The 11,880-nt window shown below is 36.4% G+C and carries 14 protein-coding genes; 12 read left to right on the top strand and 2 right to left on the bottom strand.

The features are described from left to right. From ilvN to K4422_RS01120, 7 genes are all read left to right on the top strand, one after another. Window positions 1-477 (top strand): acetolactate synthase small subunit, encoded by a 477-nt coding sequence (gene ilvN / locus K4422_RS01150; protein ID WP_206905647.1) that lies wholly within the window; start codon window positions 1-3, stop codon window positions 475-477. Window positions 478-528: 51 nt separating this feature from the next. Then, complete coding sequence (ilvC, locus tag K4422_RS01145) at window positions 529-1,524, top strand: ketol-acid reductoisomerase (protein WP_230708680.1); 996 nt, start codon at window positions 529-531, stop codon at window positions 1,522-1,524. Window positions 1,525-1,541: 17 nt separating this feature from the next. Continuing rightward, window positions 1,542-2,798, top strand: a complete 1,257-nt coding sequence (ilvA, locus tag K4422_RS01140) for a threonine ammonia-lyase IlvA (protein WP_206905651.1) — start codon at window positions 1,542-1,544, stop codon at window positions 2,796-2,798. A 286-nt stretch (window positions 2,799-3,084) separates the two neighbouring features. Next, window positions 3,085-3,354 carry a 30S ribosomal protein S14 gene (gene rpsN / locus K4422_RS01135; protein WP_206905659.1) on the top strand — a complete coding sequence of 90 codons (270 nt, stop codon included), beginning with the start codon at window positions 3,085-3,087 and terminating at the stop codon, window positions 3,352-3,354. A 127-nt stretch (window positions 3,355-3,481) separates the two neighbouring features. Next, window positions 3,482-4,531, top strand: a complete 1,050-nt coding sequence (locus K4422_RS01130; protein ID WP_206905660.1) for a hypothetical protein — start codon at window positions 3,482-3,484, stop codon at window positions 4,529-4,531. Continuing rightward, window positions 4,531-5,787 (top strand): tetratricopeptide repeat protein, encoded by a 1,257-nt coding sequence (locus K4422_RS01125; RefSeq protein WP_230708679.1) that lies wholly within the window; start codon window positions 4,531-4,533, stop codon window positions 5,785-5,787. The genes K4422_RS01130 and K4422_RS01125 overlap by 1 nt, the downstream gene beginning before the upstream one ends. Window positions 5,788-5,806: 19 nt before the next feature. Next, on the top strand, window positions 5,807-6,370 hold the full coding sequence (locus K4422_RS01120) for a YpiB family protein (protein ID WP_230708678.1): 564 nt from the start codon (window positions 5,807-5,809) through the stop codon (window positions 6,368-6,370). A gap of 65 nt (window positions 6,371-6,435) precedes the next feature. Here K4422_RS01120 and K4422_RS01115 read toward each other — a convergent pair whose 3' ends face one another. Next, entirely contained in the window at window positions 6,436-7,332 is an 897-nt protein-coding gene (locus K4422_RS01115) for a YitT family protein (RefSeq protein WP_206905663.1), read from the bottom strand. A gap of 151 nt (window positions 7,333-7,483) precedes the next feature. On the opposite strand from K4422_RS01115, the gene K4422_RS01110 reads away from it, so the two are divergent. The 5 genes from K4422_RS01110 (at window position 7,484) to rpmG (ending at window position 10,395) form a co-directional block, all read left to right on the top strand. Then, window positions 7,484-7,846, top strand: coding sequence for a nucleotide pyrophosphohydrolase (locus K4422_RS01110; RefSeq protein ID WP_206905664.1), 363 nt, complete (start codon window positions 7,484-7,486; stop codon window positions 7,844-7,846). Next, window positions 7,833-9,050 (top strand): CCA tRNA nucleotidyltransferase, encoded by a 1,218-nt coding sequence (locus K4422_RS01105; protein ID WP_230708677.1) that lies wholly within the window; start codon window positions 7,833-7,835, stop codon window positions 9,048-9,050. The genes K4422_RS01110 and K4422_RS01105 overlap by 14 nt, the downstream gene beginning before the upstream one ends. Next, window positions 9,050-9,406 carry a thioesterase family protein gene (locus K4422_RS01100; protein ID WP_230708676.1) on the top strand — a complete coding sequence of 119 codons (357 nt, stop codon included), beginning with the start codon at window positions 9,050-9,052 and terminating at the stop codon, window positions 9,404-9,406. Before K4422_RS01105 ends, K4422_RS01100 begins: the two co-directional genes overlap by 1 nt. Window positions 9,407-9,530: 124 nt before the next feature. Beyond that, a complete protein-coding gene (locus K4422_RS01095) occupies window positions 9,531-9,986 on the top strand; it encodes a hypothetical protein (protein WP_206905669.1) in 456 nt (151 codons plus the stop codon). 259 nt (window positions 9,987-10,245) lie between these two features. Beyond that, a complete protein-coding gene (gene rpmG, locus K4422_RS01090; protein WP_016172256.1) occupies window positions 10,246-10,395 on the top strand; it encodes a 50S ribosomal protein L33 in 150 nt (49 codons plus the stop codon). Window positions 10,396-10,470: 75 nt separating this feature from the next. On the opposite strand, the gene K4422_RS01085 is transcribed toward rpmG, so the two are convergent. Further along, the gene (locus K4422_RS01085) at window positions 10,471-11,655 is read right to left on the bottom strand and encodes a site-specific integrase (RefSeq protein ID WP_230708674.1); all 1,185 of its coding nucleotides are present in this window, start codon (window positions 11,653-11,655) and stop codon (window positions 10,471-10,473) included. Between the last annotated feature and the right edge of the window lie 225 nt (window positions 11,656-11,880).

Here is an 11,880-nt window from a genome sequence, read left to right as displayed (position 1 = left end):
ATGAAACGGATGATTACTGCGATGGTCTACAATCACGTTGGCGTTTTAAGTCGGATTAGTAGTGTCTTGTATCGCCGACAAGTGAATATTGAAAGTATTTCCGTTGGAGAAACTGAAGATAAAGAAATTTCTCGCATGACCTTTGTTATTAATGTTGCGACCTTAGCTGAAGTTGAACAAGTCACCAAACAGCTCAATAAACAAATTGCGGTCGTAAAAGTTTCTGATATTACCGATGAGCCACATCTTGAGCGGGAATTGGCACTGGTCAAGGTGAATGCGCCAGCTGCTACGAGAACAGAGATTAAAACAATGATCGAACCCTTTCGAGCAGACATTGTCGACGTGGGTATCAAAACTATTGCCGTTCAAATTGCCGGCTCATCTGAAAAAGTTGATGCGTGTATTGATATTTTAAGACCATACGGAATTAAAGAAATGGCACGTACAGGCATTACTGGCTTTACTAGAGGTTAATCGCAAAAAATTGCTGTTAATATAATTTTGAATATTTGGAGGGACTTTAATATGGTAAAAGTTTATTACGAAAATAGTGTAGAACAAGATGCATTGCAAGACAAAACGATTACAATTGTAGGTTATGGTTCACAAGGACATGCTCATGCGCAAAATCTGCGAGATACAGGACACAACGTTATTATTGGTATTCGTGAAGGCAAATCAGCTGACGCAGCCCGTGAAGACGGTTTTACCGTTAAGTCAGTAGCGCAAGCAACAAAAGAAAGTGACGTTGTAATGATTTTGGCACCAGATGAAATTCAAGGTGAACTTTACGACAATGAAATCGCCCCGAACCTTGCTGCTGGTAATGCATTAGCTTTTGCCCATGGATTTAATATCCATTTTGATGTTATCACACCTCCGGCAGATGTTGATGTTTTCTTAGTTGCACCAAAAGGACCAGGACACTTGGTTCGCCGTACTTTCACAGAAGGATTCGCTGTCCCGGCGTTGTTTGCAGTATATCAAGATGCTAGTGGCAAAGCACAAGATATTGCGCTATCTTATGCAAAAGGAATCGGAGCCACCCGCGTTGGTGTATTGGAAACAACTTTCAAAGAAGAAACTGAAACAGATCTATTTGGTGAACAGGCTGTTTTATGTGGCGGTCTAACTTCAATGATCGAAGCAGGTTTTGAAACCTTAGTCGAAGCTGGATACCAACCAGAACTTGCCTATTTTGAAGTATGTCATGAAATGAAATTAATCATCGATTTGATTTATGAAGGTGGTTTTTCTAAGATGCGTCATTCTATTTCAAATACAGCTGAATATGGGGACTATGTTTCTGGGCCACGTGTGATCACAGCCGAAACAAAAAAACATATGAAAGAAGTTTTAACTGATATTCAAAACGGGAACTTTGCCAAAGGTTTTATTGATGATAATAAAGCTGGTTTTCCTGAGTTTAAGCAAATGCGAAAAGAAAACGCCGGACATCAAATTGAACAAGTTGGTAATGAACTACGAAAAATGATGCCTTTTGTAACGAAAAAAGATTAGTTTTGGAGGTGAGCACCTTGGATTTGACGACGGATGTACAAATCAAAAGGGCATACAAAGTATTAAAAGAGGCAGTTAGCCATACGCCATTACAATACGATCGCTACTTATCTGAAAAGTATGAGGCAACGATTTTATTAAAGCGGGAAGATTTGCAAAAAGTTCGTTCCTTCAAGTTAAGAGGTGCTTATTATGCCATAAAAAAACTACCCCATGAACAATTAGTTAATGGGGTAGTTTGTGCTAGTGCTGGTAATCATGCCCAAGGAGTTGCTTATACTAGTCACGAAATGAACATTTCTGCTGTTATCTTTATGCCCACAACGACACCGCACCAAAAAATTGCACAGGTAGAATTTTTTGGTGGCAAGAAAGTTTCAATCAGATTAGTTGGCGATACTTTTGATGCTTCAGCAAAAGCGGCAAAAGAATTCGCAGTAAAACACAAAATGGCATTTATTGATCCTTTTAATGATCCAGATATTATTGCTGGACAAGGTACACTAGCGCTTGAAATGATGACCGATGCCCAAAAAGAAGGATTTAAGCCTGATTATATTTTAGCTGCCATTGGTGGCGGCGGGTTAATCAGCGGGATTGCCTCTTATGTAAAAAATACGAGTCCAGCAACAAAAATTATTGGAGTTGAGCCAAAAGGAGCACCTTCTATGCAGGCGGCTTTTGATCATGGTGGTCCAGTTTCATTAAATGAAATTGACAAGTTTGTTGACGGCGCTGCGGTTAAAGAAGTGGGGTTATTAACGTATTTTCATGCCAAAGCTTACCTAGACGCGTTAGCAGTGGTAGATGAAGGTTTAGTTTGTTCGACTATTTTAGAATTATATACCAAGCAAGCGATTGTGGCTGAGCCGGCTGGTGCTGTGAGTGTGGCAGCATTAGAAGTTTTAAAAGATGAAATTAAAGGAAAAACCATCATTTGCGTTATCAGTGGTGGGAATAATGATATTAGTCGCATGGCAGAAATTGAGGAACGTTCTCTTGTTTATGAAGGCTTACAGCATTATTTTGTGGTGAATTTTCCACAACGTCCTGGTGCTTTAAAGGAATTTGTGAGTGAAGTTTTAGGTCCAAAGGATGATATTACGCGTTTTGAATATACAAAAAAAATTAATCGGGGGACAGGTCCAGTCGTGTTAGGTGTCCTGCTTAAAGAAACCGCTGATTTAACGGCGTTATTAACGCGCTTGGAGCAATTTGATCCAACATATATTAACTTACAAGCAGCACCTTCGCTTTACTCATTATTAGTTTAATTAAGTTTTAAAAATAAAGGAAATAGCAGGTAATCGTTACATTTAATTAAATAGAAATATATCTATTATTTTATGACTATAAAAAATAGCTTCAGCTAAAACTACTAAAAGCAAATGGTAGAGTAGGGTTAGTTGAAGTTTTTTTTGACATGTAGAATGTATTTGATCCTTCTAAGCTAAGTTATTTGCGGCAAAAGGAAAAACGTGCTATATTAACAAAGCGTAAATATTACGTTTTAAATGCTCAAATAATTGTCTGCTGGCTAAAAAAAGAAAGGACAGCAAAATGGCAAAAAAATCAAAAATTGCAAAATCAAAAAAACAAGAAGCGATGATTGCGCGTTATGCGGCGATTCGCTATGAATTAAAACAAGCCCACGATTATGAAGCATTGGCGAAATTACCCAAAGATTCTAATCCTAACCGCTTGAAAAATCGTGACCGGATTGACGGACGTCCAAGAGGCTATATGCGCAAGTTTGGCATGTCACGGGTAAAATTCAGAGAATTGGCCCATGAAGGCAAAATTCCTGGTGTAAAAAAAGCAAGTTGGTAATTTGATTGGTCGTAGGAAACTTCTCATTAAAAGTGGGAAGTTTTTTTCTTTTTTTTGAAGGAGAAAATGATGGCGAAATCTTTTGGTTCTCTGCCTTTTAATGATAAACTTATACTAGGAGGAGCTTATGGAGAAGAGCTATCAAAAAGACCAATTGACCACACAGATATTTTATGGCGAAACATTAAATAAAAGTATCAATCCTGCTGCTAGCGATAATTTACACGTGATTATTTTAACAAATCAGAAATATTATGATCGTTCTTTTGAAAAAGTCAGTCAGCTTTTCAAAAATGCCTATGACATTGACTGGTATGTTTGTCGCAATCAAACATATTGTAATAATTTAGAAGAACTAATGAATTTACTCCACTTTTTAGAACGATTTCCGTCAAATCGCAAGTATCTATTTTGTGGTTATGGAAATGAAGGTGTTATGCAGTTAACTGGCTTTTTAGCACAGACCACGGTTTTGCCCGGGCATTACTGGTGTCTCCCGGTTTCGGTTCGTTCTTTAGCCAAAGCCTTAATCACAGAACAAGCCGTAATGAAACAAAACAGCCAAGTGTTACTGCAGGTTAAAAATTTGCCACAGGCAGTATATTTTGATCAAACTTTGACAGAAGCACAAACAGAGGGAAAATTAGTTGATCTACTAGTTTTCATACGAATAGGTCTAGTTTGTGACTACGATTTCTTGCAAAATTTATATCAGAATTTTCCTAATCAACAACTAGTATATCGCCGTTCTTTTGCTGCTTTAATAACAGAGTTGATTGATTATTATGCTGAATCAGCTGAAATTGAAACCTTCGGGCAGTTATTTGAAGCGGCTTTTTACCAAACCGAAAATGGACATTTGCTATCTTCTAATATGAAACGTTTATTTGGAATTTTATTCCATTTATTCTGGAGCGATGCCAATGACAAACTGCACTTTAATTTGAAAAATTTTTTAATTTGGTTTCAACGACTAGGCTATCCTATTTATTTACCAAAACAGATTTCTTTAACCGATTACCAGTTGCAAGTTTTAGCTCAAGCACAAAAAGAGGCACCAATTTTCGTGTTAGCAAAAATCGGCAAAGTTGGTAAGAAAACAAAGGTTACCGTTCAATCATTACAACAAGCAATTGAAAAATATCAAGCTATCATAAAGGAGATTCGTGAAAGTTAATGGAAAAATCATATAGTGAACAAATGCTAGAAGCCTTAGAAAATGAAGATTTGGTGAGTGCTAATTTAGCATTCAATCAAGCGTTAGTTAAAGATGATGATAGTCAATTACACGAATTGGCACAATATTTGTTACAGATTGGTTTTTTAGAAGAATCGGAACAGACTTTTTTACATCTATTGGAGAAATATCCTAATAATGAAGAATTATATTTAGGCTTAGCTGAAGTGGCCATTGAAAATGATAATAGTGACCAAGCGTTGAATTTTATTGAAAAAGTTCCCAAAAATAGTGATTATTATGTACAAGCACTACTATTAGCTGCGGATCTTTATCAAATGATTGGTATTCCAGAAGTTAGTGAAGCAAAATTGACTGAAGCTGCAAAAATTTTGCCAGACGAACCTTTAATTCAATTTGCTTTAGCGGAGTTATTTTTCACAACCGAGCGTTTTGGTGAGGCTGCGACGATTTACCAAATTTTATTAAATTCCAATATAACAGAAATGGCAGATATCTTATTAGAAGAACGCTTAGGCACGGCGTTAAGCATGGAGGGTCAATTTGAAGAGGCTGTACTTCATTTGCGTCGCGCACTCGAAACGCAAGTAACCGATGATCGCCTTTTTCAAATTGCTTTTGTGTACCGTCAATTAAAAGAAAATGAACAAGTTATTCAATATCTTGAGCAATTACGCAGTTTAAACCCACAATATCAATCCTTGTATTTGTATTTAGCAGAAGCAATGCAAGATGAAGAGCAGTTAGAAGAAGCCCAAGAAGTAATTGAAGCGGGGATTAAAGAAAATCCTTTTAATGTTGATTTTTATCAATTTGCCTCTGAGAATGTTTACCGACTTCACGATGATAAAAAAGCTGAAGAATATTTGCAAAAAGCATTGGAAACCGGTGATAAATTAGACCAAACACTATTTATGTTGAGTAATCTATACTTAAAACAAGAAGAATACGAAGCGGTTATTACGACGATTGACCAAATGGAAAATCCCGATGACGCCTATGCCCAGTGGAATTTGGCTCAGGCCTATAATCAATTAGAAGACTTTAGCCAAGCAGCGATTCATTACGAAAAAGCTAATATTGAATTGCATCACGGACCAGAATTTATGAAAGAATATGGGATTTTCTTACGAGAAGAAGGTCAGATTCAAGCTGCAAAAGAATTATTGGAACACTATCTGGCTCATGAGCCTGGTGATTTAGAAGTACAGTCGATTTTGGAGGCTTTATCATAAAGAAAAGAAGGTGAGGACGATGTTTATCGACGTCAAAGAAAAGAAAAATTTTCTCAATTGGTTTGTTACCCATGCCTCTTTTAGCCGTCGGGAAGTTTGTTGGATTTTAAATTACTTAGCAAATCATGAAGCAATTTTAAACAATGTTCATTTTGTTGAAAATGCAGATACGACCAGTCGGGGGTTACAGATTCGTGATTTAACAGTCCAAGGTGATCCTATCAAATTGTTTATTTCAGGAAAAGTTTTTGACGACAGCGACCAAATTTTTCATGAAATTCGTTTGAATTGGAAAGATGCGTTATATATTGAATGCCTCTTTGACAATGCGTGGGATAATCCTGGCTATTTGTCGATTTTAGAGGATAATCCTTTCATGAAGTGGAATGAAAACATCGATCCTGATATAATTGACAGTATTGATCAATTCCTCTTTGAAGAAGAGCAAACGGCACGGATTAAGCAATTGTATCAAGAAATTGACGCAGCGTTAGAAAAAGGTGATGAAGAGACATTTTTACGTTTATCAGAAGCTGTGAACAAAGAGTTAGAGCAATATAAAGGACAAAAAACAGTTGATTAAAATGGCGGTAAAATTTTATTCCTAAGTATTTTAGGATAAGATTTTACCGCCTTTTTTATGAGAGGTTAACTATGATTTTTGACCTTTTTAAAAAAGTTATTTTTGGGGCGTTTGTAAGTGAAGCCTTCACCTGCCACTTCATGGACATTGATAACGGAAATAAAAGCTTGTTCATCAAATTCAGCAATAATGCGTTTTACCTCCATAACTTCTCTGGAAGTAACCACCATGTACAAAATATTTTTATCTGTACCAGAATAGGCGCCCTCGCCTTTTAAAAAGCTGGTACCCCGTCCGGTTATTTCCATTAAGACAGGTGCCATTTGTTTTGTCTCATTGGAAATAACGAGAATGCCTTTGGCTGAATAGCCGCCGTCTAAAATGGTATCTACGATGTTGGCAAAGACATAAGAGAAAATTAACGTATACATCATTCTTTTTAAATCAATATAAGTTAAGGAAGCCAATAAAATTAAAATATCAAAGAAAAATAAGGAGCGACCGACTGAAATCCCCTGTTTTTTTTCTAAAATGCGGGCGATAACATCGCTACCACCGGTGGTACCACCGACACGGTAAACGATCCCGCTACCAAAACCGGCGATAATACCGGCTAGTAAAGCTGAAATAAGCAAATCATGTTCCAAGTTAATCGCCAAAGGAACTTTCTGCCAAATAAAAAGCCATACAGACAAGCTGGTGGTGCCAAAAATAGTGTAGTAAAAAGAACGTTTTCCTAAGATTTTACCGCCTAAAATAATAATTGGGATATTTAAAACAAAGGTACTATAGGCTGGGTTAATGCCAAATAATGCCCGTAAAATCAAGGTAATCCCAGTTACGCCCCCTTCAGCGAGGCTATTTGGGATGTTGATATAAATTAAACCAAATGCATAAATACAGGTGCCAATCAGAATTAAAATTAAATCTTTTAATAAAGGAGTATATTTGTTTGTATTCATGGTCTCACCTTCTTTTTTATCAATTAGAAACTAAGGAAGATAACGCCTGTTTTCTGCCTTCTCAAATGTAGCACGAAAAAATGACACTGACAATTGGCGCATACTTTGAATTGCAGAATTATTTTGATAAGATAATGACAGGAGTGATCACATGAGTAAAAAAACATTGCAACAGATGCAACATGAAGTAGATGATTATATCGACCAATTTAAAGTAGGATATTTTTCTCCGCTAGCCCAACTTGCGCGTATGACAGAAGAAGTGGGAGAATTAGCTAGAGAGGTAAATCATTACTACGGTGAAAAACAAAAAAAGGCAGAAGAAGCCCCAAATACAGTTGCTGAAGAACTAGGGGATGTATTTTTTGTCTTATTATTAATGGCGAATTCTTTAGAAATTGATTTAACAGAAGTTTTTGATCAAAATATGGCGAAATTTAATCAGCGGGATTATTACCGCTTTGAAAGAAAAGACGGCAAGCGTGCCCCGGAGGATGAAAATGCGATTAGCTAAATTACCTGAAGAATTCCAACGTGCTTTACCGGTAACCAATCAAATTGAGGCAGCTGGTTTTGAAGCTTACTTTGTAGGCGGTAGTGTGAGAGATATTTTGTTGGGACATAAAATTCATGATGTTGACATCGCTACTAGTGCATTTCCGGCAGAGATTAAAGAGATCTTCCCCCGCACAATTGATATTGGCATCGAGCATGGCACGGTTTTAGTTTTGCAGCAAGAGGAACAATATGAAGTGACCACTTTTCGGACAGAGTCGACGTATCAGGATTTTAGACGTCCTGATCAAGTGGAGTTCGTCCGGTCTTTAACAGAGGATTTAAAACGTCGGGATTTCACGATTAATGCCTTTGCGTTAAAAGATGATGGCGAAATCATTGATTTATTTGATGGTTTAATGGATTTAGAAGAACACGTCTTAAAGGCAGTAGGAGATCCTCATGAACGCTTTCATGAAGATGCGCTGCGCATGATGAGAGGCTTACGTTTTGTTAGCCAACTAGGTTTTGCTTTTGAGGTTGAAACTTTTGATGCAATTTTGGAAAACCATACACTACTCGATAAGATTTCAGTTGAACGCATTTATGTTGAGTTTAGTAAACTTTTGTTAGGTAAATTTCGCAATCAAGCAATTTCATTTCTCGTGGAAACAGAATGTTATTTGTATTGTCCAGGGTTGCGGCATTACGGCGAGGCTTTATTGCGCTTTGCCGATATGAAACCTTTGACTTTCTCCTCAAAAGAACAAGCGTGGACAGTGCTCATTGAACAAATGGGGATGGGGCAAACATTAATTCGTCCATTTTTAAAACAATGGAAGGCGTCAAATGAGTTAATTCAAAATGTCCAAGCACTTCATTGGGGATTGAAAATACGGCAGGAAAAACCATTAACAAATTGGGAAATTTATCAATTAGGTTTAGAAAATAGTTTGACAGTAGAAGCTTTGGCACCATTTTACAACTTGACTGCTGATTTAAAAAAAATAGAAATGCAATATGAAAAATTGCCGATTAAACAATTACGGGACTTAGCAGTTAACGGTAACGACTTATTACAAACTTTTGATCGAAAGCCTGGTAAATGGTTAAAAGAAATCTTAAGTCAATTGGAATATCAAGTAGTAACACAAGTCTTGGAAAATGATGCTAAAATTTTGTTAAAAACAGCACAAGAAATACTACAAGCAGGTGAGCAGTAATGAGACAAAAACAATTTACAGTCACCAAAGATTTAACAGCAGAAAAAATGGGTTCAGGTGGCTTGGCGGTGTTAGCTACGCCAGCTGTTGTACAAATGGTAGAAAATACTTGTTTTGAATACTTGCAAGAAAAACAACTAGACAGCACTAAGACAACGGTTGGTGTAAAGTTTGAGCTGGTGCATCTAAAGCCTTCTAAAATTGGTGCAACAATAACAGTTGAAGTGGATATTGAATTAAGTCAGTCAGGCAAAACGCTCTTTTTGTTTCAGTGTTATGAAGGAAATGTTGTGATTGCAAAAGGAAAACATCAACGCGTCGAAGTGAAAACCGCTGACTTTTTGAATCAGCTGTAAGCATTTTCTTATCCTGCATTTTAAAGTTGTGCTAAACTAATGAGTGGAGTGAAACAAATTGTTAAAGTCACAATTGTTGTGTTATCAATCACAAAGGTTGTTGACAATCTGAGGAGGAAGTCAAATGGCTAGAGAAATGACAGCTTTGAAATTTTATTTCCGTAATGGAGAAACTTGGACGATTAACCGTCGCTTTATTGGCGATTTGTGGATTAAACAAATTACCACAAGTTTTGGTCGAATTAATGGCAGTGAATTTGTTGAAATTCATCCATGTGCGGGCTTTAAAATTGAAATTTATCCAGAAGGTGATCATGTTGCAACCCATGATATTAACCTGGGTGGTTTAGAATTGGGGATGTTTGCCCGTGCTTTGAAATATCAAGATATCGAACGGATGGAAATTTTATTTAAAGCCGGCAAACCAGATATGGTCTACTTCCCATATAAAGACAAAGATACAGAAGGTTTGGATAATGTTTACCAAACAACTAAAGTAAGCGAAGAAACAAAGAGCCTTTATATCGTAATTAACCCAGAACAAACAGTAGATGATGTCTACGGTGAATTTTTCGAATAAAAAGAGAATACAAAGTCCCCCACAAAAATTTTAATTTTGTGGGGGACTTTTATCATAACCGTCTGTATTTTTCAATCGTAAGATCGCCATATTGAAAAATACAAGTGATTCTATTGTCATCATCTACCACTCTTTATCGTCAAGTAAAACTACTTAACAAAAATCACTTAAAAGACTAGCATTCAGAGAAAAAACATGCTATCATATTCAAGTCTGAGAGAAATCTTAGAGTACGAATGAGGATATGGGAGGGAAAAACATGCGCGTAAACATCACATTAGAATGCACTTCTTGCAAAGAACGCAACTATTTGACAAGCAAAAACAAACGTAACAACCCTGACCGCTTGGAAAAAAATAAATATTGCCCACGCGAAAGAAAAGTTACTTTACACCGCGAAACTAAATAATCGTTTCAGAAACCCTTTAAGACCAGTGTTTTAGAGGGTTTCTTTTTTTGTGACGTAGGTTTTGAAGTAGATTTGTTAGAAATTTAAATGGTTGATAAGTTTATCAACCGTAGAAGTTTTGTTATTTTTTGTAAGATGAGTATAGGTATCCATGGTGATGGTAATTGATGAATGACCCAATCTTTCTTGGATTTCTTTTGCATCGACACCGGCTTCAAATAACATTGTAGCGTGAGTATGACGAAAACCGTGATTCCCGATATTTTGTAATCCTACCGCTGCGGCAATTCTCTTTGAACGCTGGTAGGTATCTGTCCGATATATCCACCGTCCTTCAATATCTGTAAATACTGAATTGTTTTTTGTGATACCGTTTTTTAAAAGGAACTCTTTTTGCTGCAGTCGCCACTTCTTTATGATGTTCATAGTTTGTGTATCTAAAATGATTTCACGGAAAGATGCATCATTTTTTGGATCAGTAATTTTATATCCGGTCTTTGTTTTTGATAGGGTTTTATTGATGTCTAAGGTGTTTTCTTTGAAATTAACGTCATTCCAGGTTAAGGATAATATCTCGCCAATACGGGCTCCAGAATAAGCCATAAGTCGAAAAAGAGCATTATCTAGTCGAGCGTAATACAATTGTACGGGACTAGTATCGGAAATATTTCTGATGTGGCTTTCACTAAATTCCAAAAATTTCTTGAGTTCTTCTTTTGAATAATACTTGATATCTTTATTATTGCTTTTCTTTCGATCACGATTGATTTGTTTTGGAGAAGTAATTTTTCGAAACGGATTTGAATCAATCACTTCCAAAGTTACGGCGTAATCACCAATACGTTTTACGTATGATAGTAGCATCGAATACATACCGAACTTTTTTGCCCAATCATTAACTGTCTTTTGGGCAGTTTTTGTGTCAATTCGTTCGAAGATCATCTCGCCAAAAATAGGAATAATATATTTTTTGATACGTGTATCTGTGGTCATCCAGGTAGATTCTCTCACAGTGGTTTGATAGTTCGGAAACCACAAGTCGTACACTTCTTTAAACGTTGTTTTTGATTTTATTTCTTCCACACCATCTACGTGATTCAACAATAATTGGTTGAGTGCATATTGCGCTTCTTTCTTTGTTGAAAATCCACGTCGAGTGGTATTTATTTGTTTCCCTGTTACATAGTCAGTTCCGAGATACGTGGTAAACATCCATCTTTTTGTACCGTTCTTTAATTTGTATTCTTTAAAAGTAGCCACATTGAATCAACTCGCTTTCTTTGATACAATAGACGTAATTAAATAGGCCTATTGCATAGGGTTTATTTATGTCAGCACATCCTTTTACTTGGTAGGTGGGGGATGTGTATTTTTTTATTCGATGATATAATTAGTTGTATAATAAACCAACCAATTATAGAAGTGGTTTTCTTGTCTCTTCAGGTAGTATATTTATGAGTTCTTTTACAACTGAAGCAATCTCGT

Origin of the sequence: Enterococcus sp. SMC-9, from assembly GCF_021011285.1 — a bacterium.
In the GTDB taxonomy this organism is placed as follows: domain Bacteria; phylum Bacillota; class Bacilli; order Lactobacillales; family Enterococcaceae; genus Enterococcus_C; species Enterococcus_C montenegrensis.
This window is presented reverse-complemented; position numbering and strand designations above follow the sequence as displayed.

Bases quoted from the DNA above. Each gene is read 5' to 3' on its own strand.
- ilvN (WP_206905647.1), top strand. From the start codon at position 1: ATGAAACGGATGATTACTGCGATGGTCTACAATCACGTTGGCGTTTTA.
- ilvC (WP_230708680.1), top strand. From the start codon at position 529: ATGGTAAAAGTTTATTACGAAAATAGTGTAGAACAAGATGCATTGCAA.
- rpsN (WP_206905659.1), top strand. From the start codon at position 3,085: ATGGCAAAAAAATCAAAAATTGCAAAATCAAAAAAACAAGAAGCGATG.
- K4422_RS01130 (WP_206905660.1), top strand. From the start codon at position 3,482: ATGGAGAAGAGCTATCAAAAAGACCAATTGACCACACAGATATTTTAT.
- K4422_RS01125 (WP_230708679.1), top strand. From the start codon at position 4,531: ATGGAAAAATCATATAGTGAACAAATGCTAGAAGCCTTAGAAAATGAA.
- K4422_RS01120 (WP_230708678.1), top strand. From the start codon at position 5,807: ATGTTTATCGACGTCAAAGAAAAGAAAAATTTTCTCAATTGGTTTGTT.
- K4422_RS01115 (WP_206905663.1), bottom strand. From the start codon at position 7,332: ATGAATACAAACAAATATACTCCTTTATTAAAAGATTTAATTTTAATT.
- K4422_RS01110 (WP_206905664.1), top strand. From the start codon at position 7,484: ATGAGTAAAAAAACATTGCAACAGATGCAACATGAAGTAGATGATTAT.
- K4422_RS01105 (WP_230708677.1), top strand. From the start codon at position 7,833: ATGCGATTAGCTAAATTACCTGAAGAATTCCAACGTGCTTTACCGGTA.
- K4422_RS01100 (WP_230708676.1), top strand. From the start codon at position 9,050: ATGAGACAAAAACAATTTACAGTCACCAAAGATTTAACAGCAGAAAAA.
- K4422_RS01095 (WP_206905669.1), top strand. From the start codon at position 9,531: ATGGCTAGAGAAATGACAGCTTTGAAATTTTATTTCCGTAATGGAGAA.
- rpmG (WP_016172256.1), top strand. From the start codon at position 10,246: ATGCGCGTAAACATCACATTAGAATGCACTTCTTGCAAAGAACGCAAC.